Annotated in this window: 21 protein-coding genes; 11 read left to right on the top strand and 10 right to left on the bottom strand. The window is 49.3% G+C overall.

The window, feature by feature from the left end; translation table 11 throughout:
• The first annotated feature begins 26 nt into the window (after positions 1–26).
• Together glnG and add are read left to right on the top strand one after the other, a co-directional pair.
• Positions 27–1,442 carry a nitrogen regulation protein NR(I) gene (glnG, locus tag R3289_RS16715; protein ID WP_318926827.1) on the top strand — a complete coding sequence of 472 codons (1,416 nt, stop codon included), beginning with the start codon at positions 27–29 and terminating at the stop codon, positions 1,440–1,442.
• Between the two features lie 225 nt (positions 1,443–1,667).
• Positions 1,668–2,669 carry an adenosine deaminase gene (add, locus tag R3289_RS16710; protein WP_318926826.1) on the top strand — a complete coding sequence of 334 codons (1,002 nt, stop codon included), beginning with the start codon at positions 1,668–1,670 and terminating at the stop codon, positions 2,667–2,669.
• Positions 2,670–2,777: 108 nt separating this feature from the next.
• Here the strand turns inward: add and hemN are convergent, their stop codons facing one another.
• The 5 genes from hemN to R3289_RS16685 form a co-directional block, all read right to left on the bottom strand.
• Entirely contained in the window at positions 2,778–4,151 is a 1,374-nt protein-coding gene (gene hemN / locus R3289_RS16705; RefSeq protein ID WP_318926825.1) for an oxygen-independent coproporphyrinogen III oxidase, read from the bottom strand.
• A gap of 154 nt (positions 4,152–4,305) precedes the next feature.
• A complete protein-coding gene (locus R3289_RS16700) occupies positions 4,306–4,800 on the bottom strand; it encodes a DUF2489 domain-containing protein (RefSeq protein WP_318926824.1) in 495 nt (164 codons plus the stop codon).
• A 3-nt stretch (positions 4,801–4,803) separates the two neighbouring features.
• Positions 4,804–5,346, bottom strand: a complete 543-nt coding sequence (yihI, locus tag R3289_RS16695; protein ID WP_318926823.1) for a Der GTPase-activating protein YihI — start codon at positions 5,344–5,346, stop codon at positions 4,804–4,806.
• A complete protein-coding gene (locus R3289_RS16690; protein WP_318926861.1) occupies positions 5,346–5,987 on the bottom strand; it encodes a class I SAM-dependent methyltransferase in 642 nt (213 codons plus the stop codon). Before R3289_RS16690 ends, yihI begins: the two co-directional genes overlap by 1 nt.
• Positions 5,988–6,726: 739 nt before the next feature.
• Positions 6,727–7,344 (bottom strand): c-type cytochrome, encoded by a 618-nt coding sequence (locus tag R3289_RS16685; protein WP_318926822.1) that lies wholly within the window; start codon positions 7,342–7,344, stop codon positions 6,727–6,729.
• Positions 7,345–7,501: 157 nt separating this feature from the next.
• Here R3289_RS16685 and yihA point away from each other — a divergent pair, with 157 nt between their 5' ends.
• Positions 7,502–8,185 carry a ribosome biogenesis GTP-binding protein YihA/YsxC gene (gene yihA / locus R3289_RS16680; protein WP_318926821.1) on the top strand — a complete coding sequence of 228 codons (684 nt, stop codon included), beginning with the start codon at positions 7,502–7,504 and terminating at the stop codon, positions 8,183–8,185.
• Positions 8,186–9,183: 998 nt separating this feature from the next.
• On the opposite strand, the gene polA is transcribed toward yihA, so the two are convergent.
• Positions 9,184–11,955, bottom strand: a complete 2,772-nt coding sequence (gene polA / locus R3289_RS16675; RefSeq protein ID WP_318926820.1) for a DNA polymerase I — start codon at positions 11,953–11,955, stop codon at positions 9,184–9,186.
• Between the two features lie 389 nt (positions 11,956–12,344).
• Here polA and elbB point away from each other — a divergent pair, with 389 nt between their 5' ends.
• A complete protein-coding gene (gene elbB, locus R3289_RS16670) occupies positions 12,345–12,995 on the top strand; it encodes an isoprenoid biosynthesis glyoxalase ElbB (protein ID WP_318926819.1) in 651 nt (216 codons plus the stop codon).
• A gap of 284 nt (positions 12,996–13,279) precedes the next feature.
• Here the strand turns inward: elbB and R3289_RS16665 are convergent, their stop codons facing one another.
• From R3289_RS16665 to recQ, 3 genes are all read right to left on the bottom strand, one after another.
• Positions 13,280–13,975: a 7-cyano-7-deazaguanine/7-aminomethyl-7-deazaguanine transporter gene (locus R3289_RS16665; protein WP_318926818.1), complete on the bottom strand. Its 696-nt coding sequence runs from the start codon at positions 13,973–13,975 to the stop codon at positions 13,280–13,282.
• A gap of 153 nt (positions 13,976–14,128) precedes the next feature.
• Positions 14,129–14,440, bottom strand: coding sequence for a DUF3630 family protein (locus R3289_RS16660; protein WP_318926817.1), 312 nt, complete (start codon positions 14,438–14,440; stop codon positions 14,129–14,131).
• A gap of 35 nt (positions 14,441–14,475) precedes the next feature.
• Positions 14,476–16,323 carry an ATP-dependent DNA helicase RecQ gene (gene recQ / locus R3289_RS16655; RefSeq protein WP_318926816.1) on the bottom strand — a complete coding sequence of 616 codons (1,848 nt, stop codon included), beginning with the start codon at positions 16,321–16,323 and terminating at the stop codon, positions 14,476–14,478.
• Between the two features lie 260 nt (positions 16,324–16,583).
• On the opposite strand from recQ, the gene rarD reads away from it, so the two are divergent.
• The 3 genes from rarD to R3289_RS16640 all read left to right on the top strand — a co-directional run bounded on the left by rarD (position 16,584) and on the right by R3289_RS16640 (position 19,181).
• Positions 16,584–17,495, top strand: a complete 912-nt coding sequence (gene rarD / locus R3289_RS16650) for an EamA family transporter RarD (RefSeq protein WP_318926815.1) — start codon at positions 16,584–16,586, stop codon at positions 17,493–17,495.
• A 106-nt stretch (positions 17,496–17,601) separates the two neighbouring features.
• Complete coding sequence (locus R3289_RS16645; protein WP_318926814.1) at positions 17,602–18,396, top strand: AraC family transcriptional regulator; 795 nt, start codon at positions 17,602–17,604, stop codon at positions 18,394–18,396.
• 128 nt (positions 18,397–18,524) lie between these two features.
• Positions 18,525–19,181 carry a LysE family translocator gene (locus tag R3289_RS16640; protein WP_318926813.1) on the top strand — a complete coding sequence of 219 codons (657 nt, stop codon included), beginning with the start codon at positions 18,525–18,527 and terminating at the stop codon, positions 19,179–19,181.
• A gap of 104 nt (positions 19,182–19,285) precedes the next feature.
• Here R3289_RS16640 and uvrD read toward each other — a convergent pair whose 3' ends face one another.
• Positions 19,286–21,457: a DNA helicase II gene (gene uvrD, locus R3289_RS16635; protein WP_318926812.1), complete on the bottom strand. Its 2,172-nt coding sequence runs from the start codon at positions 21,455–21,457 to the stop codon at positions 19,286–19,288.
• A gap of 334 nt (positions 21,458–21,791) precedes the next feature.
• Here uvrD and R3289_RS16630 point away from each other — a divergent pair, with 334 nt between their 5' ends.
• Genes R3289_RS16630 through R3289_RS16615 form a run of 4 tightly spaced genes read left to right on the top strand, consistent with a single transcriptional unit; the run spans position 21,792 to position 24,166 of the window.
• The gene (locus R3289_RS16630) at positions 21,792–22,055 is read left to right on the top strand and encodes a DUF2282 domain-containing protein (RefSeq protein WP_318926811.1); all 264 of its coding nucleotides are present in this window, start codon (positions 21,792–21,794) and stop codon (positions 22,053–22,055) included.
• Positions 22,055–22,915 carry a DUF692 domain-containing protein gene (locus R3289_RS16625; RefSeq protein ID WP_318926810.1) on the top strand — a complete coding sequence of 287 codons (861 nt, stop codon included), beginning with the start codon at positions 22,055–22,057 and terminating at the stop codon, positions 22,913–22,915. Before R3289_RS16630 ends, R3289_RS16625 begins: the two co-directional genes overlap by 1 nt.
• Positions 22,893–23,726, top strand: coding sequence for a DNA-binding domain-containing protein (locus R3289_RS16620; RefSeq protein WP_318926809.1), 834 nt, complete (start codon positions 22,893–22,895; stop codon positions 23,724–23,726). The genes R3289_RS16625 and R3289_RS16620 overlap by 23 nt, the downstream gene beginning before the upstream one ends.
• Complete coding sequence (locus R3289_RS16615; protein WP_318926808.1) at positions 23,726–24,166, top strand: DoxX family protein; 441 nt, start codon at positions 23,726–23,728, stop codon at positions 24,164–24,166. The genes R3289_RS16620 and R3289_RS16615 overlap by 1 nt, the downstream gene beginning before the upstream one ends.
• Positions 24,167–24,229: the final 63 nt, after the last annotated feature.

Here is a 24,229-nt window from a genome sequence, read left to right as displayed (position 1 = left end):
TTTTATAACTCAAGGGGACCGACAATATGAGCAAAGGATTGATATGGGTTGTTGACGACGACAGTTCTATTCGCTGGGTATTAGAGCGCACCCTCAATGCCGCCGGATTAAAATGTGAAACCTTTGCCGATGCCGACAGTGTTATTGAAGCACTCGAATGCAGTGTACCCGATGTATTGGTGTCTGATCTTCGCATGCCGGGTACCGATGGGCTGACATTGCTTAAATCACTGCAACAGGATCACCCCTCCTTACCGGTTATCATCATGACGGCACATTCCGACTTAGATGCCGCCGTTAACGCCTATAAGGAAGGAGCCTTTGAATATCTGCCGAAGCCGTTTGATATTGACGAAGCGGTTAGTTTGGTGGAGCGGGCTGTCACCCACAGCCAGGAACAGAAACGTCAGCAGCAGCCAGAACAGACCCTGAAAGCGGTACCTGAGATCATCGGTGAAGCGCCGGCCATGCAGGAAGTCTTTCGCGCCATTGGCCGTTTATCCCGCTCTTCCATCTCGGTATTGATCAACGGTGAATCAGGCACCGGTAAAGAGCTGGTTGCCCATGCCCTGCATCGCCATAGTCCGCGTAGCAAGAAAGCCTTTATTGCCCTGAATATGGCAGCCATTCCGAAAGACTTAATTGAGTCTGAACTGTTTGGCCATGAAAAAGGCGCTTTCACCGGCGCTAACAGCGTGCGTCAGGGGCGCTTTGAACAAGCGAACGGCGGCACTTTGTTTCTTGATGAAATCGGTGACATGCCATTAGATATTCAGACCCGCTTATTACGCGTACTGGCTGATGGCCAGTTTTATCGGGTTGGCGGGCACTCACCCGTTAATGTTGATGTCCGGATCATTGCCGCCACTCACCAGAACCTGGAGCTGCTGGTTACCAACGGTGATTTCCGAGAAGATTTGTTCCACCGTCTGAATGTGATACGCGTCCATATTCCGGCGCTGAAAGATCGCCGTCAGGATATTCCACAGCTGACACGCCACTTTCTTCAGAGGGCCTCCGATGAACTGGGGGTCGAGGTCAAAACCTTGCATCCGAGCACTGTCGAACTCATTACCGGTCTTGACTGGCCGGGCAATGTCAGACAGTTAGAGAACACCTGCCGCTGGTTGACCGTTATGGCCAGCGGTAATGAAGTTTTACCTTCTGATCTGCCGCCGGAACTTCTGACAATCAACGCTCAGCCAGCAGGTGACCCGACTCTCTCACACTGGCATCAGGCTTTACAGAGCTGGGCCCGAAGCGAACTTCAGCAAGGTAACCAGAACCTACTGGGCGAAGCCTTACCGGAGTTTGAGAAAATTTTATTGGAAACCGCCCTGGAGTATACTCGTGGCCACAAACAAGAAGCCGCCAAGCTATTAGGCTGGGGAAGAAACACCCTGACTCGCAAACTCAAAGAGCTGAATATGACACTGGATTAGTCACTATCTGTCATTAAGATCACCCCAAAACCGTTCAATGCATGTTCGGTTTTGCGCAAGGGTCTTTTTATGCCCGCCCAGAACCATTAAGCAAAGGGTCAACAGATCCAGTAAACATCAGCTCAGTTTCTGCCGCCATCGAAGAATATCCACCCGGACTATAATGATTGTAATTTGTTCTTTGCGTATACTGACGCACCAGTTTCTATAGGGGCACCAATAATTATGATCACTAAGCACCTTCCTTTAACCGATCTTCACCGTCATCTTGATGGCAATATCCGCATTCAGACTATTTTAGAACTTGGTCAGAAATTCGGTATGGCACTGCCAGCGACCGATATTGAAGGGCTGCGCCCGCATGTTCAGATCGTCGAAGCTGAGCCGAGCTTAATGGCTTTCCTGTCGAAGCTTGATTGGGGGGTTGCGGTACTGGGTGATCTCGATGCGTGCCGCCGCGTCGCCTATGAAAATGTCGAAGACGCACTGAATGCCCAGATTGACTATGCAGAACTGCGCTTTTCCCCCTACTACATGGCGATGAAGCACAACCTGCCCGTCGCTGGCGTGGTTGAGGCTGTCGTCGACGGGGTGGCTGCCGGCTGTCGTGACTTTGATGTCAAAGCCAACCTGATTGGTATCATGAGCCGCACGTTTGGCCAGCAAGCCTGCCAGCAAGAGCTGGATGCGCTGCTCAGCCAGAAAGATAAACTGGTTGCTATCGATCTTGCCGGTGATGAGCTAGGCCAGCCAGGCGATCGCTTTATCAGCCATTTCAAACAAGTACGAGATGCTGATCTGCGCGTCACCGTTCATGCGGGTGAAGCCGCAGGGCCGGAAAGCATGTGGCAGGCCATCTGGGAACTTGGTGCTGTACGTATCGGCCATGGCGTGAAAGCGGTTCACGATCCTAAACTGATGGACTACCTGGCCGAACATAAAATTGGTATCGAGTCATGCCTGACGTCTAATATCCAGACCAGTACCGTTGAGTCTTTCGAATCTCATCCAATTAAGCAATTCCTCGACCATGGTATTCTGGCATGTCTGAACACCGATGATCCGGCTGTAGAAGGGATTGAATTACCGTATGAATATGAAGTGGCGGCACCGAAAGTGGGCCTGAGCCAGGAGCAGATTCGCCAGGCGCAAATCAATGGCCTTGAGCTGGCGTTCCTGTCTGATGCTGAAAAGCAGGCCCTTAAACTGAAAGCAGCCAATCGCTAGATCAAGGTAATCCAAACCATGTGAGCTGATTTATTCACTATCAGTACCCAATAAAAAGCCGCTGATTGAATCAAGCGGCTTTTTGCGATTTCAGATTGAAGGCGGTACTCAAATCACCCGCGAGAACTGCTGCTGACGGGCACGATCACGGAGGTATTTATCGAAGCACATACAGATATTACGGATCAGCAAACGGCCTTTTAATTCAACCTGAATAACCCGCTCATCGACCGTCACTAACCCATCATTGATGAACGTTTGCAATAATTTCAGATCTTCAGCAAAGTATTGTTTAAAGTTCAGATCAAAATGCTCTTCAATCACGGTCATATCAAGCTGGAAGTTACAAATCAGGGCTTTGATCACTTCCCGGCGTAACAAATCATCCGCATCAAGCGACACCCCTTTCCACAGTGCCTGATGTTTATTGTTCACATCCGCATAGTAAGCCTTCAGCTCTTTCTGGTTCTGCGCGTAGCAATCACCAATCATCGAAATAGCAGAAACACCCATCCCCAGTAAATCACAGTCACCCTGGGTGGTATAGCCCTGGAAATTACGGTGCAAAATACCGTTGCGTTGGGCAACGGCTAATTCATCATCCGGTAAGGCAAAATGGTCCATTCCGATAAACTGGTAACCGGCTTCGGTTAAGGTACTGATGGTGTCTTGCAAGATCCCCAGTTTTTCATTTGCACTCGGCAGCAGCTCATCTTTAAGCTTACGCTGGGCAGAAAAAAGGGCTGGCATATGGGCATAATTAAAGACAGACAAACGGCCCGGCTTCATCGTCAGTACCTGCTCTAAGGTTTTAGCAAACCGCTCACGGTTCTGCGTTGGCAGGCCATAAATCAAATCGAGATTAGTTGAACGGAAACCTAATTCTTTGGCACGCTGTACCATGGCAAAAATGAACTCTTCATCTTGCTCACGGTTCACCAGTTTCTGCACTTCTTTATTAAAGTCCTGCACTCCGATACTGAGGCGGTTAAAGCCTTCAGCGCGAAGAAGATCCAGCACATCCAATTCTATTTCACGCGGATCGACTTCAATGCTAATTTCTGCATCAGGGTCAAAATTGAACTGATCCCGCAGCAACCTCATCAAACGACTGATTTGTGGCTTAGTCAGGAAAGTGGGTGTACCGCCGCCCCAGTGAAGCTGACTGACCTGCCGATTGCCAAGCAGCGTAGCACGCTGACGAATTTCCTGTTCCAGCACATCCAGGTACTGATCCGCTTTATGCTGATGGCGAGTAATAATTTTATTACAGCCGCAGTAATAGCAAAGCTTGTGGCAGAACGGGATATGCACATACAGTGAAAGTTTGCGCTCAGGATACTGCGCACAAGCCATATCAAATTCCGCCGGCGTAAATGCCTCATGAAACTCAAGGGCTGTCGGATATGAGGTATAACGGGGGCCTGAATAGTTATATTTTTCTATCAGTGCCTGATCCCAAATAATCTGCTCATTTGACATGACATACTTCCGCTATTTGTAGTTGTGGTCGGGAGAGATAAAACGATCGTCAAGTGTGCCACAGCTTAATAAAGATGTAGACTACTTACTCATTAATGATGACAAAAATGCCACCTGGATCGGGTCGACCCAGGCAGTCGTTTATAACCTGAGGCTATGCCTCTGGTTGTTCAGCTTTCATTGACAGGATATCTTCCAGCTCAAGCTTAATGGTTTCTTTCAGGCGAGCTTCCGCTTTCATCCGCTGCAGATCGAGCTTCATGCGCTCTTTTTTCTGTATTGTCTGACGCTCATCACCACGCGGCATCTCTCTCACCACCTGATAAAGCTCAAACATCGCAGGATATTTACACGCAAAGTCAATAGGTTGGTCAGCCTGCAAGACTTCCATCAGCTTATATAGCCGAATGGTGATTTCTGACATATCACACTGCTCTTGCTTACCCGCGTTGGCAATAATAAACACGCTGTCCATAATACGGGCATTGCGTTGTTGTATTTTCTCCGCCTGTTGAAGCTTCGCTCGCGCCAGAAATGCGCTCTGCCGTTGATGTTGCTGATACAGCTTAAACAACAAAGATCCCGCATAAAAGGCTAGCCCGGCAATAACAGTACCGGCCAAACCTAACCAAAGCGTCATATCCTGCAACGGTTACTCCTTATCGAATGAGTCTAAATCCATATTTTCAAACTGATCAAGTAAGTCTTCATCAGTTTTTGCACCCTTGCGTACCGGTGCTTCTTCGGTAGCGTCTGGCGTATCTTCTTCAAGCAGGCCTAAGCGTCCCATCAGGTGTTCGATACGGTCTAACTTCTGATCAACTTGCTTCTGCAAGCCTGAGCCAAGTTTTTCACCGGCATCGATACGGTCAAGCAGCACCATCAATTGTGCATCATTTTCCAACATCGCCAGTTCTTGCTCGGCGCTCAGGCGTCGCTCTTTCTTGGTTGTTGGTTTCGCATCAACGACTAGTGGTACCGGCTTTTTACTGCCTAGGCGCGGATCTTTCTTCTGACCATTTGCGCGATTCGCTGAATCCAGGCCAGCCGAATGGCGGCTTCCTGATTTCAAGCCTTTACGCTTCTTCTCTTTCTGGCTTTTACGCGCTTCAATATCAATTTGTGAGGTCGATTTTTCGCGGTATACAGCAGGACCTTCAGATCCTACGGTGCGACTTCTTTTCTTACGGGTCATTACTGGGGTTTCCTCAGCAAAATTACATCTGTTCCAACAAACTCGACTTCCAGACCGTCACGTTCCGCTAGATAACGGAACGTTTCCTGGCTGAAGAAGCTCACATGGGTTGGGTCGTTTTTGTAATACCATTGCGCAAAGGCATCGGTATTAATCACTAACTTCGTCATGATCCCCAGCCATCCGCCAGGTTTTACCATGCTAAGTAGTCGCCCCCATTCCTTCGCAGGCGTGTAAAAATGTTCAATAGCCTCGGTACAAGTCACAAAATCATACTGTTTTTCTAATACCGAAGGAGTATGAGCAAAATATGGGTCGTATATCGCCATATTATACCCCATCTCTGTCAACATTAGGGATAATGTCGGGCCGGGGCCACTCCCGAAATCCAGTCCCTCACCCGGTTTATTACCGACCCGCAGGGCTAACGGCGCGGCAAGACGATTGAGGAAACGGCGGTAACCCTCATCTTTCGGATTATTTTCATGTTGATCATAAACGGTTTTTTCTTCTTCAGGTGGCAGTCGAGATGCGGGATCTGCAAAGATAAATGCGCAATCGCCACAGCGAAAATATGCACGACGTTTATCTTGAGAAAAATCACTGGCCGAATGGCCATTGCATAGCGGGCATGTCTGCATCGTACTGCCTCCGGAAAATGAAGCCGAAACATAACAGAAAGCCAATAAAGAAAAAAGCGACAGGTAGCCACCTGTCGCTCTATGGGTAGCCATCGATTGGCTTGAAATTCTGCCTGGTCAGTCCCTGACCAGTGAATAAACATCCCGGTTTGACAACAATCCCTTTGTTATTCGTGCTTTCCTTGCAAGACTTCGCGTTCTTCATCTCCCTGATGAATTTTAGTCTTCCGTGCCACACTCCATGTTAATGCGGTTTATCCTTACCGGCTTATCCATTAAGCACGCTATCATCCTGATAACTGAAATCACCATCCGTGCGCTATTTCAGGCGTCATGCCCATGCCATCCTGGCGCTTTCCTATCCCCTGCCGCTCTCCCTGTCGACAAGGTATACTCTATCTTGATTCAGCTGGCATACAAGGTAGCTGAGATACGCCGTTTTCCTGAAATATTATTTCAATATGGCTAAGCCGCTGATCCATCGAACATTGATAACCAAATCCTGATGATCTTTCATCAACATCCGACATCACCAGTGGCAGATCTCTTATATACGGCTGAGCATTTGTCGATTTCGCACTCTTTGTTCAGGCCTTTTTTATGACTCACTTGCATTTAGCTCTATCTACCACTGCGCCTAATCATAAAACAGATCCTTTCGCCTCGCTTTGCCGCGGGACAAGCAGCAAAAAGGCAGCAAAAAGCTGCCTTTTAAATGCCAACACTCCAATCTAAGCGCTTAGTGTAGACCACCAACATATTGGGATAGAGCGGTGATTTCATCATCTGACAGTTTTGCCGCGACCGATCGCATCATCTGGTTCATATCATTATTACGCTGAGCGGAACGGAACTTCTCGAGTTGAATTTTCACGTATTCAGCGTGCTGACCCGATATTTTCGGGAAGCCCGACAGGCTGGTGCCATTACCGCGAGGGCCATGGCAGGCTGTACAGGCTGCGATGCCACGCTCCGGATCACCAAACCGATAAAGCTGCTGGCCAACGGCTACTGATGATTCAGGTGTGGTGTTATCCGAGATGGGTAATGTTGAAAAATAAGCGGCTAAATCCGCCATGTCCTGCTCAGACAATGGCATTGCCATCCCCCCCATCACCGGATCGTTACGACCTTCCTTGCCACCTGTAGTCATCGCTAGCTTGAATTCCTTGAGCTGCTTTTCAAGGTAACCTGAGTGCTGACCAGCAATTTTAGGATATTGCGCAATCATGCTATTACCATCGGCGCCGTGACAAGCGGCACATACCACAGCTTTCGCTTTTCCAGCTTCTGCATCTCCCTGGGCCCAGGCTGAGCAACTGGCAAGAAGGGTCAATATCAGTACTAATTTCTTCATGACATTCCGTATATAATTATAGAGCTTCCAGTACCACAAGTAATGCTCAGTAACATGGTATACAATGCGACCACAAACCGAGCACGGTTTGCTACATTTTACACAATTTCACATAAAAGTAATCAGTCGACTACATGAAGACTTGACGGAGTTAACAGTGAATCAACCTCTCAACTACAGAAATACCGGCTTCATCACAAGTGCACCCGACATTCGCCACTTGCCCCAAGACACAGGCGTTGAGATCGCATTTGCTGGCCGCTCCAACGCAGGAAAGTCAAGCGCACTGAACCGCATTACCGATCAGAAAGGCTTAGCGCGCACCTCAAAAACCCCAGGACGGACACAATTGATTAACATGTTTGAGGTAACTCAAGGGTGTAATCTAATCGATTTACCGGGCTACGGGTTTGCTCAAGTGCCATTAGAAATGAAGATTAAATGGCAAAAAGCGCTGGGTGAATATCTGCAGAAACGTGAATGCCTGCAAGGCCTGGTGGTACTAATGGATATCCGCCATCCCATGAAGGACCTCGACCAGCAAATGATTTTCTGGGCGATCGAAAGCCGCCTTCCCGTTTTAGTGCTGTTAACTAAAGCGGACAAAATGAAAAGTGGTGCACGTAAATCACAATTACTAAAAGTACGCGAATCCGCAAAGTCTTTTGGTGGTGATGTGCAAATCGAGTTGTTCTCTTCACTCAAGGGAATTGGACTTGATCAGGTACGCCGCAAGCTGGATTCATGGTTTGCACCTGAACTTGAACGACAGCAAATGCTCGCAGCAGCAGAGCACGGTAATACCGAAACAGATACGGCGGTAAGTGATAATAATGAATAATCATTAACGCTGTTCAGTTGATTATGGCACTAAGGACAGGGCCATAAAAATTCCCCACCTTCCAGGTGGGGCAACGGGAGAGAAATAGGAGATTTTTTTATTTTTGTCCAGAAAGCATCAATGATTTTCCCACCCAACGCAAGTGCTTTATACCGTTTTTGTTGGTTATTTCACCGCTAATAATCGCGCTTTCTCCGCAATATCCCTACTTAAATCCACCTTTTAATGGTTTACCCACTAATTTTCAGTTGATTATTTTGCGATGGAAAATAAGCGTCTTTTCCACCGTCAACCACCGACACTTATGGAATTTAATTACATCACTATCTCGCAGACAAAAAAAAGCCACCCTCAACAAAATGGATGGCTATTTCAATTATTTGCAGGCTAGCCGCTCTATGAATCCGCGGCCAATAACAAATATGAACAAGAAGCCAATACAGTATAACCCCTCCAGCTTAAATTTAAAGTAATTACTCTAAATTCAAAGAAATAAAAAAGCAGATACTCAATAGGCTAGCTCTCGCACTCCCTTCATCGGTTGGAAACCCAGCATCAATCAGGCTGAAAAGCAGCATTAAGGTCGTAAAACAACCAATCCGATGGCAGAAATGAAAACAATGGTCAAGATTGGGGTGTCGATGATCCGCCACATCAGCAGCCAAATTGATTGAAAAAGAAGAAATAAAACAGACAGGGGATTTTTGGGGCGCTGAAATAAAAAACGCCCTGGTCAAACGACCAGGGCGGCTGAATCAGCCAAATCCAATAACGTGAAACAAAAGGTCTGAAAGATAGAACATCTTACCTCTGTACCCTACGCAGATAACTGTATATCAATTGAGCAGATAATAAAAGCAAAAATTGTAGTTTTTTTTCACTCACTCGTAACTAAGTTTTACAGAAGGTAATTTAGTGAGCGTTTATTTAATGCAAAAAAAAAGCCGACTCAATGTCGGCTTTCACTTTTTCAGTGCGAGAGAGAAGACTTGAAACCCTTAATGGGCCTCATCCCAGTTGTCACCGAACCCCGCATCTGCAATCAGCGGCACCGCCAGTTCAGCGGCAGATTCCATCAGGCGGCGCACCTCCAGCGAGACAGCTTCCAGTTCAGACTCCTGTACTTCAAAGACAAGTTCGTCATGTACTTGCATTAACATCCGCACACGACCCGTATTCTGTTGCAAAATCCACTGATCCACCAATATCATCGCGCGTTTAATAATATCGGCAGCCGTGCCCTGCATTGGCGCATTGATGGCTGCACGCTCTGCGGCTTTGCGGCGCAGGCCATTGCGTGACTTAATGTCTGGCAGATATAAGCGACGACCGAATAAGGTTTCAACAAAACCTTGCTCACTTGCTGTCGTGCGGGTGCTTTCCATATATTCCAGTACCCCCGGGTAACGCTCGAAATACACATTCATGTAGTCCTGCGCTTCGTTGCGCCCCATCCCCAGCTGCTTCGCCAGGCCAAACGCACTCATACCATAGATCAGACCGAAGTTGATCGCTTTGGCACGACGACGCTGTTCAGTGCTCACTGATTCGATTGGCAGGTTCAATATTTCAGCCGCGGTGGCCGCGTGAATGTCTTTACCCTGGTTAAAGGCGTCCAGCAGGGCTTTATCACCTGATAGGTGCGCCATGATCCGCAGTTCAATTTGAGAGTAATCGACGGCCAGAATTTTATACCCTGTCGGTGCAATGAAGGCCTGGCGAATACGCCGTCCTTCTTCGTTACGTACCGGAATGTTCTGCAGGTTTGGATCGCTCGATGACAAGCGGCCCGTTGCCGTGACCGCCTGATGGTAAGATGTATGCACCCGCCCTGTTGCTGGGTTTTCCATCTTCGGCAGTTTATCGGTGTAGGTCGACTTCAGTTTTGCTAACCCACGATATTCCAAAAGCAATTTCGGTAACGGGTAGTCCAAGGCTAATTCTTGCAACACCTCTTCATTGGTTGAAGCGGCGCCTGACGGGGTTTTCTTCAAAACAGGCAGGCCCATTTTTTCAAACAGTATCGCTTGTAGCTGTTTGGGGGAGCCCAGATTAAATTCTTGTCCGGCAATCTCATACGCTTGCTTTTCCAGCTCATCCAGACGCACCGCAATTTCGGACGATTGCGCGCTCAACAGCATACTGTCAATCAAGACCCCTGTACGTTCAATACGTGACAATACAGGCACCAGCGGCATTTCGATGTCTTCGAAGACCGACTTCAGTTTTGGGTCAGCTTCGACTTTGGCAATCAGATAGTTGTGCAGACGCAGGGTAATATCGGCATCTTCCGCCGCGTACGGACCCGCTTCTTCCAAATCGATTTGGTTAAACGTCAGCTGCTTTTTACCTTTGCCGGCAATATCTTCAAAGCTGATATTTTTGTGCTCTAGATAGCGCAGGGCCAGGCTGTCCATATCATGGCGCCCGACCACGCTGTTGAACACGTATGACTCCAGCATGGTGTCATATTTAATCCCCTGCATCTCAATGTCGTAACGCGCGAGAATACTGGCATCAAATTTCAGGTTCTGGCCGACTTTCGCCTGCTCAGGATCTTCTAGCAATGGCTTAAGCTGAGCCAAAACCCAGTCGCGATCCAGCTGCTCGGGGGCATCTAAATAGTCATGAGCGACCGGTACATATGCCGCCTTGCCTTCTTCAACAGCAAACGACACACCCACCAGATTCGCGGTCATGTAATCCAGGCCATCGGTTTCGGTATCAAAAGCAACGATCTCTGCTGCTTGGAGTTTTTCAAGCCAAGCGTTGAAACCGGCTTCATCTAATACGGTTTCATAGCCACTGCGATCAATCGTTGGGGCCACGACTTTTTTCTCTGCCGCCGACTTTGCTGATTTTTCGTTGGCAACAATTTTGCCATCACCGCCATCCAGCATTTCTTCTAACCAACGGCGAAACTGTAACTTACCGAATAAACTTGTTAGCGCATCGGTATCAGGCTCGCCTTTGCGCAGATCTTGCGGCGCTGTATCTAGCTCAACATCCAGTTTTATCGTTGCCAGCTGATAAGACATGTAAGCGGCTTCTTTATTGTCTTCCAACTTCTTTGCCATGGTTTTCGACCCACGGAAGCCTAACGCCGAAATCGCATCTAAGTTGGCGTAAAGATCCTCAATACTCCCAATACCGGTTAATAGGGCCTTCGCGGTTTTCTCTCCGACTCCCGGTACGCCCGGAATGTTATCGACCTTATCCCCCACCAGCGCGAGATAATCGATGATCAGCTCCGGACCGATCCCGAATTTTTCCACAACCCCGGCAGGATCCATCACAACATCAGTCATGGTATTGATCAATGTGACATGCTCGTCAACCAACTGCGCCATATCTTTATCGCCGGTACTGATCAGTACTGGCATGCCGGCCTTTGATGCCTGGCCTGCTAACGTTCCAATCACATCATCGGCTTCTACCCCGGATACCGAGATCAGTGGCAACCCCATAGCCTTGATCACAGCATGCAGAGGTTCTATCTGACTTCTGAGATCATCCGGCATTGGTGGGCGATGCGCCTTATATTCCGGGTACATATCGTCACGAAAAGTCTTGCCTTTGGCGTCAAAGATCACCGCCACATGCTCGGTGGAAAACTGGCGTAACATACTACGCAGCATATTAACAACACCATAGACCGCACCTGTTGGCTCTCCGTCAGAATTAGTAAAGTTGGGAGCAGCATGATAAGCACGATAAAGATAAGACGATCCATCAATCAGGATCAGTGGATTTTCTGGGATAGTTGCCATAAAGGTATTCTTATATCCGGGGGATGAAAGAGTTAAGTAGAAATAATTCATCACACAGATTTTGCTTCATTCAACGCTGAAAATAGCAAAATTTGTCAATGAGCTACTAGAATGCCATGAGAGCCTGCAAGTGTTAACTGATGTTTTCCACCCACCTCAGACCATCTGTGGATAACTTTGTTAGTATTTAATTTTACTGAATTGATCAACAATAAACAAAAATGAAAAATGAAAAATAAAGCAATAAATATCATACACTTATATTTACAAGCAAAAAATGATCCTCGATCCTAAAATGATCATTAATTGTGGAAAAAGTTAACAGACCGATCTGAAATAAGAATATCTGAGAGCAATACACGACAAAAATGACTAGGAAGGAGGCCAAAATGAAGAAAATTGCGGTAATTTTAAGCGGTTCTGGCGTTTTTGACGGAACTGAAATCCATGAAGCCGTATTGTCTCTACTGGCGATTGAACAAGAAGGAGCCAGTTGGCACTGCTTCGCGCCCAACATTGATCAATACCATGTCATCAACCATTTAACGGGAGAGCCGACCAAAGAAACCCGTAATGTGCTTGTCGAAGCCGCACGGATCGCCCGTGGCAACATTGAAGATGTCGCCAATTTAAATCCACGTGATTTTGACGCATTACTGATTCCCGGAGGCTTTGGTGCGGCAAAAAACCTGTCTGACTTTGCCTTCAAGGGGGCAGATTGTGAGATCAATCCTGATGTCAAAAAGGCCTGTCAGGCTTTTGCGCTGGAAGAAAAACCGGCGGGTTACTTGTGTATATCCCCAGCCTTAATTCCAGCCATTTACGGTTCGGGGGCAAAAGGGACCATCGGCAATGATGCTGAGATAGCCAAGACATTTAATGAAATGGGGGGACAGCATATCAACTGTCCGGTTAATGACTTTGTCCTTGATCAGAAACGTCGGTTACTGACAACCCCGGCCTATATGCTCGCAAACAATCTTTCTGAAGCGGCAAGCGGGATCAATAAACTGGTAAAAGAACTGATACGGTTAGCATAAGAAAAGGCGGCGCTGCTTACGTTCTGAGGAATCATTAAGCAAGCGCCGCTCAGCAGAAGTGGTGTTTTTGTTTTCAGCCCTACACTAAAAACAATCAACCGTTGCTGAAGTACACTGGAAGCAATGTGAGCAATGTCGTGCCTTCAAAACAAGCGGGATTGTCTTTCCCCTCTTGCCCGAAAGCAAGTTAATAATAACCATTCTCATTTAAGTTGCAAGCACTTTTTGATAATGACTCTCATTTCCATCTTTAATTACAGACGACGCGCCTTAACACTATCTTGTCAGAGCACCTCTTGACGGATCTCAGGCTTCGGTTTGATCGTTGTTAAGCGTTTTATTAAGTAGTTCAGCAACACACCATAGACAGGTACGAACAAGCCGAGACTAATGATCAGCTTAAAGGTGTAGTCCACCAGCGCGATTTCGGTCCAGTTTGCCGCCATGAACGGATCAGGGCTGTTATAGAACGCAATCGCAAAGAACGCGATCGTATCAAGTGCATTACCGAACATTGTCGAGCAGGTTGGGGCTATCCACCACTGCTTCATCTGGCGCAAGCGGTTAAAGACCGAGACATCAAGGATCTGACCCAGCAAGTAAGCCATGAAACTGGCTATCGCAATGCGCGCCACAAACAGATTGAACTCGCCAAGGTGGGCGAGTCCCTGGTACTCCCCCTGATAGAACAGCACAGATAAACCGTATGAGATCGCCAGTGATGGTGCCATCACCCGGAAGATGATCTTACGCGCCATAACAGCACCAAAAATACGTACGGTTAAGTCTGTTGCCAGGAAAATAAACGGGAAGGTAAACGCCCCCCAGGTGGTATGAAAGCCAAAAATCGTAAACGGCAGCTGCACCAGATAATTACTGGAGGCAATGATCAGCAGGTGAAACAGAACCAGAAAAAAAAGGGCTTTACGCTGTTGTACTGAAGTAAATTGTTGTACCGGAGAAAATTGAGATCGAGTCATAATCAGACCTTTTTGTCATTGGGGGAGAGGGAACCCAAAATACCACCACTGTCTGGCTCTCATACCATACCGCAGTGACCGAAGGCGGCGATTATATACCCTCTTTTTGACGACGACCAGTAGCTAAACATCTGCCGCAACTTTCAACCCATCTTACGGCAGCAGGCTGGCAATAAAAGAGAGGATATCGTTATCGGCCGGTGACAAGGCTTCTAGCCATAATCCGCCAGAGTAGTGTTCCCCTTTCAGCATCAGTCGGCTCCCTTCAAAATCGATCAGCCACAGATGCAAGTCCGCATTCAGCTCCCGCTCAATCAGACCGGCATCAATACGTGTTAACAACAGCGCGGCCATCTCAGGAAAGCTATCAAAATCAAATTCAGGGCCCGCTAACAGCAGGCGGCTATGAACCAAATCTAATTCGCGAGTAAAGAAAAGTTCGCCGGAGGCAGATTGTGACGCCATTATTATCATTCCTTCTGCAACGCATTATTCATAGGTTATCGGTCGTTGAGTGCTGCCATCAGGTGCGCTTCGATCACGTTGAGGAAGGCGCTACCGTATTTTTCCAGCTTGCGATGGCCGACACCATTAACTGCCAGCATCTCTCCCTGAGATGTCGGCAGCATTTCCGCCATCTCCATCAGGCTGGCATCATTGAACACCACATACGGTGGCAGATCATCTTCATCGGCGATAGCTTTTCGTAATTTTCGCAACTTGGCAAACAACGCCTTATCATAGTGACGATTTGCCATCTTATCGCTTTTGGCACTGCGCGCGGCGACATCCAGACGCGGAACCGCCAATTCAAGTTCAATTTCTGCTCTCAACACTGAACGGGCTTTTTCGGTCAGTTGCAGCGTCGAACTGCGCAACATATTCTGGTTGAGGAAACCGCGGTGGATCAGCTGCCGTAAAATACTGACCCAGTACTCGTGGCTGTGCTCGCGGCCGATACCATAAGTGGTCAGTTTGTCATGGCCATGTTCGCGAATACGCTGGTTTTGCATTCCGCGCAGGACTTCCACCACATAACCAATACCAAAGCTCTGATTGACGCGATAAACACACGACAGCGCTTTTTGCGCCACTTCAACGGCATCAAACCGCTTTGGCGGATCAAGACAAATATCGCAGTTACCGCAAGGCTCTTCGCGATATTCGCCAAAATAGTTCAGCAACACCTGACGACGACAGGTCTGCGCTTCGGCAAATGCGCCCATAGCGTTAAGCTTATGACTTTCGACCTGCTTTTGCGGCCCTTCTTCTTTTTCATCCAGACAACGGCGCAACCAGGCCAGATCCGACGGGTTGTAGAACATGACCGCTTCAGCTGGCAGCCCATCCCGTCCGGCCCGGCCTGTTTCCTGATAGTAGGATTCAATATTGCGCGGGATATCGTAATGCACGACAAAGCGGACATTGGGTTTATTAATACCCATCCCGAAAGCGACCGTCGCAACGACGATATGAATATCATCCCGCTGAAAACTTTCCTGCACCCGGCCCCGCTCTTCATGATCCAGACCGGCATGATACGCCGCCGCACGAATACCGTTGTCACATAACTTTTCAGTAATTTGCTCGACCCGTTTCCGGCTATTGCAGTAGACGATGCCACACTGACCGCGTACCCCACCCAGATAACGAGTAAGCTGGGTCAGTGGCTTGTGTTTTTCCAACAAGGTATAGCGGATATTCGGACGGTCAAAGCTGCCAAGGTAAGCATGGGGATGAGCTAAACCAAGGCGGCTGATAATATCGCTGCGGGTCGTGTCGTCAGCGGTAGCGGTCAGCGCCATGATCGGCAAGTTGGCAAAATGCTGCTTCAGCGTACCCAATGCCGCATACTCTGGGCGGAAATCATGCCCCCACTGGGAAATACAATGCGCCTCGTCCACCGCGACCATGCTCAATGGCATCTCATACAGACGGTCGATAAAATCCCGCATTAACACCCGTTCCGGCGAGACATAAACCAGCTTCAGTTCCCCTTCACGCATGGCGAGGAAGGTCTCCATCATCGCCTCTCGCGACATCGTAGAGTTCAGATATGCTGCTGCCACCCCGTTGGCATTGAGCTGATCGACCTGGTCTTTCATCAGCGAAATCAACGGCGAGATCACCAGGGTGATGCCTGGCAGCATCAGTGCAGGGATCTGATAGCACAGTGACTTGCCTCCGCCGGTTGGCATGATCACCAAACAATCCTGACCATCAACAACCGCCTCTATGACTTCCTGCTGGCCAACCCGGAATGACTGATAGCCAAAGACATCCTGCAAGATCTGCTCACTGGATAATAACGGTGCTGACTGACAAACCGCGGTGCTGCTAGATGACATAGAACGACTCTTTTGATATCGGGGCGAGCTATTCTATACCCAAACCACCCCAAGATGCGATCTTCAGTGAGCGACTCAACATACTGTCAGCCCCATAAGCGCCCTTGCCATTGGCGTCATTAGCGAGGGGGGGACAACCATCAAACCGCCGCGAAAAGAAGTAGTCATTTTTGACCTCCCCCCTTTATACTGCTTACGCATTCATTTTGGCCAAGATACGCCAATCAACCTGAATTTATAAAATAACCAACTGGATAATCATGGAAGAACAAGCCCAAAAAACCCAACGCGGGGTGATCCTTGCCCTAGCCGCCTACACCATGTGGGGGATCGCTCCGATATATTTTAAGGCGTTACAGCAGGTCAGTGCGCTAGAAATTCTCAGCCACCGGGTCATTTGGTCTTTTTTCTTTCTGGCGGGTTTGATTTACCTCAGCAAAGGCTGGGGCAAGATACGCGCGATCTTCCGTCAGCCGAAAACCCTCATCATGCTGACGGTTACCGCATTGTTAGTGGGGACCAACTGGCTGATCTTCATCTGGGCGGTCAATAACAACTACATGCTGGATGCCAGCTTAGGGTACTTCATTAATCCCTTATTCAATGTCATTCTAGGGATGCTGTTTTTAGGCGAACGCCTGCGCTCATTGCAATGGGTTGCGGTGGCTCTGGCCGCCTGTGGCGTTGCCGTCCAACTGATCCAATTTGGCTCACTGCCTTGGATTGCCCTGGCGCTAGCCGTTAGTTTCGGCTGTTATGGCTTGCTGCGTAAGAAGATTAATCTGGATGCCCAGACCGGGTTGTTTCTCGAAACCTCTGTCTTGTTACCGCTGGCGGCCATTTACATTCTGCTGCTCACCGACAGCCCGACCGCCAACTTTGCCGACAACCCGCTAAACCTGAACCTACTACTCATAGCCGCAGGCATTGTCACCACCTTACCACTGCTCTGTTTTACCGGTGCGGCGACCAAGCTGAAACTGTCCACCTTAGGCTTTTTCCAATACATCGGCCCAAGTCTGATGTTTTTACTGGCGGTGTTGATCTACGACGAACCTTTTACCTTAGATAACGGCATGACCTTTGTCTTTATCTGGGCAGCATTGGTACTGTTCAGCTTTGATGGTATTAAGACCCATCGCCGGAGCCGAAAAGCCTTGCTATCAACCTGAGCATACCATGCGGCCTGTGAATTTTTTACAAGCCGCATCACCTTGGTTTATGGTGTACTGATCTTAAGAGACAACCCACCACCGTTCAGTCCCGCTGGGTATCAGTATGAATAAAGTCAGTCATCGAAAAAGCAGCATTGATGACATCAACCTGATTGATGCCCATTACCAGAGCTTTTCTTTCAAACGCCACTACCACCTCGATTACCATTTCGGTTTGATCACCCATGGTCAACAACAGTATTTCTATAACGGCGCCAAGCATGTTGCAGGTGCCGGGCAAATAGTGATCATGCCACCGGATGAAATCCATGATGGGCAGCCGAAAGAAATAACGGGCTATCAGGTAAAGATCTTCAGTATTACGCCAGACTGGCTTGCTCAGCATACTCAAGACGTCTCAGGGGAAAGCCAATTTTGTTTTCCACAGCACAATATTGCCGATCACACGCTATTCCAGCAGCTGACTCTCCTTCACTGCCAGTTAGATAACCCTTTAGCCTCTCAACTTGCAAAAGACAGTCTGCCGATCGAGTATTTCTCGCACTTGCTGACCCACTACGGCAAAGTCAGGGAGCAACCCGTCACGAAGCTGGGGAGCAAAGATTTACGCCAGCTACGTGATTATTTTATGGCGCATCTCGACCAGAAAGTCAGCCTCGATAACCTGGCGGCCTTGTGCAATCTCAGTCCATCGCAACTATTGCGTCAATTTAAGAAAGCCACAGGCATTACACCCTATGCATGGTTAGCCAGGTTGCGTTTAGAACATGCCATGGCACTGCTTAAAGCCGGCTTTAGCAGCACCGAGGTTGCCTATCATGTCGGCTTCTACGATCAGGCTCACTTTGCCAATACCTTCAAACACACCTTCGGCCTGGCACCATCGCAAATCAAATAGCGCACGCCATGAGATATTTCGCTCCCTGTCATTTTTTTACAATCCACCACTTCCCGCATCCGTCATGCTACATGACATAAAGCCATACCTGCCGTTACACCAGAGAAAATTAAGTACAGCGAGTCACTATGAACGAAGTCACGACACTACTAACCCTGTTTACTGTCCATGTTATAGCCTTAATGAGTCCGGGACCGGATTTCGCCTTAGTGGTGCAAAATGCCGGTCGCTATGGCCGGCAAACCGGTATTTCCATCGCCCTTGGGTTATCGTTGGGGATTTTGCTCCATTCCATTTTAAGCCTGACCGGTGCCAGCCTGTTGATCCACCAGCAACCGATGCTGTTTGCGACCCTGCAAGCCGCAGGCGGATGCTACTTGCTGTGGTTAGGGATGGGGGCGGTCAAAGGCGTACTGCTACCGATATTGCGTCCGGCTTCCGGCCACCCGAAAACGGCAACACCACAGCGGGTGATTGCCAACCGCAAACAAGCATTGGCCAAGGGCTTTACCACCAACATTCTCAACCCGAAAGCGCTGGTATTTTTCCTCAGCCTGCTCTCGACCCTGGTCCCGGTTGATATGTCGTTCGGCGGTAAAGTCACGGCCATTGCGATTTTGTGGATCACGTCATTTTCATGGTTCGCCATGCTGGCATGGCTACTGACAGGCAAACGCCTGCAGAAAAAAATCCAGAGCTGGACCCCCTGCATCGACGGGATCTGCGGCGTGCTGTTTGTCACTATCGGCAGTATGATCCTGTTCAATCTAATCCAGCAACTGTAAATACCCACGAATCAAAAAAACAAAGCCCCTCTCATACTACTGACTGGCAGTACGGGAGGGGCTGTTTAGAGCAGTGACTTTTCGGGCTTACTGCGCCGTGCTTGTTACATCGGCTGTAGCTTGGCGTACTGAGTGACCAGCCATTTGATCCCTTCACCGTTAAAGGCGACCTGTACCCGGCTCTGGGCACCGCTACCTTCAAAGTTAATGATGGTACCTTCACCAAACTTGGTATGCTGTACCCGCTGGCCTAAGCTGAATCCGGTCTGGTTGAAATTGTCATTGACCTGGGTCTGGCTGAACCGGCCGCTGCTGGCAGGACGCGATACCTGCGCTTTCATCCGCACCTCTTCAACATACTCCGTCGGAATTTCACGAATAAAACGCGACGGCTTATGGAAGTTATCTTTACCGTACAGACGGCGCATTTCCGCATAGGTGATGTAGAGTTTCTGCATTGCGCGGGTCATGCCCACGTAACACAGACGGCGCTCCTCTTCCAAACGGCCCACTTCTTCGGTGGTACGCGAACTCGGGAACATCCCCTCTTCCACACCGACCATGAAGACAACCGGGAACTCCAGTCCTTTGGCACTGTGCATAGTCATCAACTGGACGGCATCTTCAAAGTCATCAGCCTGACCTTCACCGGCTTCTAATGCCGCATGTGACAGGAACGCCGACAGCGGACTCATCTCTTCGGCTTCTTCCGGCACTTCAAACTGACGCGTAGCCGTTACCAGCTCTTCCAGGTTTTCAATACGCGCCTGGGCTTTTTCACCTTTTTCTTGTTCATACAGCGCCCGCAGACCCGAATTGCGGATCACGGCATCTGTTTGCTGAAATAACGGCAATTCACACGTGTCGTCTTCCAGCGCATTGATCAGCTCGATAAAGCGACGGAGTGAGTTTGCAGCCCGCCCCGCCAGCACCTGCTCTTCGAGCAGGGCAATACTCGCCTGCCACATCGTCGCCCCGCGATCACGCGCGGCCAGGCGAATAGTTTCCAATGTACGATCGCCCAAACCACGGGTTGGGGTATTCACCACCCGCTCAAACGAGGCATCGTCATTACGATTCGCCGTCAAACGTAAGTAAGCCAGTGAATCTTTGATTTCCTGACGTTCGAAGAAACGCATGCCGCCATAAATTCGGTACGGCAACCCCGCTTGAATTAACGCTTCTTCCAGTACGCGTGACTGGGCATTGCTCCGGTATAAAAAGGCCGTTTCATTCAACATACCGCCTTTCTCGCGCCACTCTTTAATTTTACCGACGGCAAAGCGGGCTTCATCCAGCTCATTGAATGCCGAATAAAGTGAAATCAGCTCACCTTCTGCACCTTCCGTCCATAAGTTCTTGCCCATTCGCTCGTTGTTGTTGGCAATAAGCTCATTGGCCGCATTTAGGATGTTGCCCGTCGAGCGGTAGTTCTGTTCCAGGAAGATCGAAGAGGCGTTGGTGAAATCACGCAGAAAACGCTGGATGTTCTCGACCTGAGCGCCCCGCCAGCCGTAAATCGACTGATCATCATCGCCCACGATCATGACACTGCAATCAGGCCCCGCCATCAGGCGCAGCCAGGCAAACTGAATGTTGTTGGTATCCTGAAATTCATCGACCAGTATATGTTTAAAGCGCGCCTGATAATGCTCACGAATGTGCTTGTTATCGCGTACTAACTCAAAGGCACGCAACAGCAGCTCGGCAAAATCAACCAGCCCGGCACGATCACACGCTTCCTGATACGCGGTATACACTCGCAGCCAGGTTTTTTCCACCGGATCGCTAAACGTCTCGATGTTGGCCGGGCGCAGCCCTTCATCTTTTTTGCCATTGATGTACCAGGCTGCCTGACGCGCCGGCCAGTGCTTTTCATCCAGGTTCTGCGCCTTGATCAAACGGCGCAGCAAGCGCATCTGATCGTCCGAGTCGAGAATATTGAAATCGTCCGGCAGCCGGGCATCCAGATAATGAGCCCGCAGCATGCGGTGACACAGACCGTGGAAGGTGCCGTTCCACATGCCGGCTGAAGAGCCCTGCATCAATTCATTGATGCGCCCACGCATTTCAGCAGCCGCTTTGTTGGTGAACGTCACCGACATGATTGAATAAGGCGATGCCTGCTCAATCTGCATTAACCATGCAATGCGATGGACGAGCACACGGGTTTTGCCACTGCCAGCACCCGCCAGCACGAGGTGGTTACCCAGCGGCGCGGCCACCGCTTCTCTTTGTTTGTCATTGAGGCCATCTAACAGGAGTGAAACGTCCATCGCTATCTACTGGTTATTTATACAATGGTGATGATTATACCCAAATCACCTCAAGATGCGAAACTCTGCATATTGAGGCGGTTTGGCGAGATACCCGCTCATTTTCACAATGCTTCGAGAACGTTACCGCGACTCTCTGCCTTGCCGTTTTTCTTTTTGTTCTATGCTTGATCGAGCCACATTGTTAAGTGATGCGAGAAAAAGTTAAAGAAAAGTGAAATTAATTATCTTCTTAACCTTTCTTATGTTCCGAGAACACTTATCAAGTGCTATCCAAAACGAAAGGAAACGTTGCTAAACACAGCAATCGTCAGCGTATTAACGAGGAATCATGATGAAAAAGACTAACATTGCCGTAGCCACTGCTTTCACCGGCCTACTAACACTAGCCGGTACGGCTTTAACCACGACTACAGCCGTCGCGGCAGAAGAAAAAGAGAAGTGCTACGGGGTTGCAAAAGCCGGTAAAAACGATTGTGCAACGAAAACCGGCTCATGTGCCGGCACGGCTAAATCTGATGCCCAGAAAGATGCCTTCCTCATGGTGCCAAAAGGGCTGTGTGACCGTTTGGCGGGCGGTTCAACAGAGTCCGAATAATGAGCTTGCTGACTCAGCAGCAGATGGTTGGGGTGGGCTTACGCTCTCCCCACGTATCTCAAGTCATCGCGCAGCGGCCTGATATCGGGTGGCTCGAAATTCACAGTGAAAACTACTTCTCGCCGGCATCGCTCGCCCGGCAGCAGTTACGTCAGGTTGCCGACCACTACCCGATCAGCTGCCATGGTATCGGACTCTCTTTAGGCTCGGCCGATCCGCTAAATCGCGAGCACCTGTTGCAGCTAAAGCACCTGGTGGATGAAATTAATCCGATTGCGGTTTCTGATCACCTCAGCTGGAGTTCTGTCGACGGCCAGTTTTTTAACGATCTGCTGCCTCTGCCCTATACCGAAGAGGCGCTGGATAATTTTTGCCACAAAGTCGATCAGGTACAGCATTTTCTCGGTCGCCAGTTTCTGGTAGAGAACCCTTCCAGCTATCTCAGCTTTCAACCTTCAGCGATGCCGGAATGGGAGTTTTTACATCAGGTACAACAACGCACCGAGTGCGGATTGCTGTTAGATCTCAACAATATTTATGTCAGTGCCTTTAATCATGGCTTTGACTGTCACCACTATCTCGCCGCTCTCGATCCGTCAGCGGTGAAAGAAATCCACCTGGCCGGCTTCACCGTCAAGCAATGTACTGACGGAGAGCTCTGGATAGATACTCACAGTCAGCCCGTCAGCCCGCCGGTCTGGCAACTGTATCGCCAATGGGTGCAACAGCACGGAGCCGTGCCCACCCTGATTGAATGGGATGTAGATATTCCCGAACTGGCGGTGTTATTGGCAGAAGCGGATAAGGCCAACACGATTCTGATGCAGGAGACACCGCATGGCCACATTGCCCTCCCCTAATAGTCCTCTGCATCAACTGCAACACGCGTTTGCCGAGGCGCTCCATTATCAGCCGAGTGACATCAGCGAGCAGATTGCCCGCGGACCGTTTAAGGCTGAGCAATTGATCCAGATCTATCGCAATAATTTTATTATCGGCCTGTCGGAAGTCTTAGAGGCAACCTATCCCGGAGTGAAAGCCGTGGTGGGCGATGAATGCTTCGGCCAGCTGGCACGCCAGCATGTCCTGTCTCACCCTCTGCGACAGGGGGATGTCAGCCATTATGGCGAGGGGTTAGCCGACACTATCAACGATACCGCCAAACTAAGCCAGGCCGTGCCTTATCTGGCTGATTTGGCCCGGCTTGAATGGTGTGTTGATCGCGTCGCCTGCCAGCCGGTGATTGAACCTGGGTTTCCTTTGCATAAACTGCAGGGCTTGGCGGAAGCGGATTTCCCGGCGTTACAGTTTACCGTGCCGCAACCGACCCTGAGTGTCGATTCAGACTTCGCCGTCGTCACCCTGTGGCAGATGATCGCCGATGATAATTTTGCAGATTTCGATATCAACCAGCCAGAATCGGCAGTGATCCAGCACCGTCCGGATCAGATCCTGGTAATGAAGACCAATCAGGCTGCGACCGCATTAATCGCCCTGAGCCAGCATCAACAGAGCCTCAGTGCAGCCAGTGATGCGATGCTATTGATGTTAGGAGAACTGGTGCAGCGGCAAATTTTTTCAGACGTGAATATCAAGCCGGACAGTACTGATGAAAACAGTACCGCTTTTACTAGTACCGGTCGGGATCATGCGCCACAGGGAGAAGAATAATGCTGAATTTGATTAAACAAATCGACGATATCGGCCAGCGTCTCGCGGAGCCTTTGATTCCATTTTTACTGTTCTTTATCCGTTTATGGGTGGCCTGGGTATTCTTTAAATCCGGCATGGTGAAATATTCCAGCTGGGACAGCACCTTATATTTATTTGAGTATGAATATCAGGTTCCGCTGCTGCCCTGGAAGGTTGCCGCGTATATGGGCACGGCGGCAGAGCTGATCTTACCGGTCTTTCTCGCCTTAGGTTTGTTTACCCGTCCGATGGCACTGGTGCTGTTTGTATTCAACATTATCGCCGTGGCCTCTTACCCGTTGCTGTGGGAAAAAGGCTTCTATGACCATCAGCTGTGGGGCATGATGATCCTGGTTAATGTGTGCTGGGGAGCCGGGCTGTTCTCGGTCGATCGGCTCGCGAGCCGAAGTCCAGCCTGAACCAGTAACATATACCCAGTGATTGCTCCCCCCCCACTCAAGAGGCGAGATTCAACGCTTTTT

The organism is Photobacterium sp. (assembly GCF_033720175.1).
In the GTDB taxonomy this organism is placed as follows: domain Bacteria; phylum Pseudomonadota; class Gammaproteobacteria; order Enterobacterales; family Vibrionaceae; genus Photobacterium.
This window is presented reverse-complemented; position numbering and strand designations above follow the sequence as displayed.

Excerpts from the sequence above, each read along its gene's own strand:
- recQ (WP_318926816.1), bottom strand. The coding sequence starts at position 16,323 with ATGTCATCTAGCAGCACCGCGGTTTGTCAGTCAGCACCGTTATTATCC.
- uvrD (WP_318926812.1), bottom strand. The coding sequence starts at position 21,457 with ATGGACGTTTCACTCCTGTTAGATGGCCTCAATGACAAACAAAGAGAA.
- R3289_RS16645 (WP_318926814.1), top strand. The coding sequence starts at position 17,602 with ATGAATAAAGTCAGTCATCGAAAAAGCAGCATTGATGACATCAACCTG.
- rarD (WP_318926815.1), top strand. The coding sequence starts at position 16,584 with ATGGAAGAACAAGCCCAAAAAACCCAACGCGGGGTGATCCTTGCCCTA.
- R3289_RS16620 (WP_318926809.1), top strand. The coding sequence starts at position 22,893 with ATGGCCACATTGCCCTCCCCTAATAGTCCTCTGCATCAACTGCAACAC.
- polA (WP_318926820.1), bottom strand. The coding sequence starts at position 11,955 with ATGGCAACTATCCCAGAAAATCCACTGATCCTGATTGATGGATCGTCT.
- elbB (WP_318926819.1), top strand. The coding sequence starts at position 12,345 with ATGAAGAAAATTGCGGTAATTTTAAGCGGTTCTGGCGTTTTTGACGGA.
- yihI (WP_318926823.1), bottom strand. The coding sequence starts at position 5,346 with ATGACCCGTAAGAAAAGAAGTCGCACCGTAGGATCTGAAGGTCCTGCT.
- R3289_RS16640 (WP_318926813.1), top strand. The coding sequence starts at position 18,525 with ATGAACGAAGTCACGACACTACTAACCCTGTTTACTGTCCATGTTATA.
- R3289_RS16665 (WP_318926818.1), bottom strand. The coding sequence starts at position 13,975 with ATGACTCGATCTCAATTTTCTCCGGTACAACAATTTACTTCAGTACAA.
- R3289_RS16685 (WP_318926822.1), bottom strand. The coding sequence starts at position 7,344 with ATGAAGAAATTAGTACTGATATTGACCCTTCTTGCCAGTTGCTCAGCC.
- add (WP_318926826.1), top strand. The coding sequence starts at position 1,668 with ATGATCACTAAGCACCTTCCTTTAACCGATCTTCACCGTCATCTTGAT.
- glnG (WP_318926827.1), top strand. The coding sequence starts at position 27 with ATGAGCAAAGGATTGATATGGGTTGTTGACGACGACAGTTCTATTCGC.
- hemN (WP_318926825.1), bottom strand. The coding sequence starts at position 4,151 with ATGTCAAATGAGCAGATTATTTGGGATCAGGCACTGATAGAAAAATAT.
- R3289_RS16660 (WP_318926817.1), bottom strand. The coding sequence starts at position 14,440 with ATGGCGTCACAATCTGCCTCCGGCGAACTTTTCTTTACTCGCGAATTA.
- R3289_RS16690 (WP_318926861.1), bottom strand. The coding sequence starts at position 5,987 with ATGCAGACATGCCCGCTATGCAATGGCCATTCGGCCAGTGATTTTTCT.
- R3289_RS16615 (WP_318926808.1), top strand. The coding sequence starts at position 23,726 with ATGCTGAATTTGATTAAACAAATCGACGATATCGGCCAGCGTCTCGCG.
- R3289_RS16630 (WP_318926811.1), top strand. The coding sequence starts at position 21,792 with ATGAAAAAGACTAACATTGCCGTAGCCACTGCTTTCACCGGCCTACTA.
- R3289_RS16625 (WP_318926810.1), top strand. The coding sequence starts at position 22,055 with ATGAGCTTGCTGACTCAGCAGCAGATGGTTGGGGTGGGCTTACGCTCT.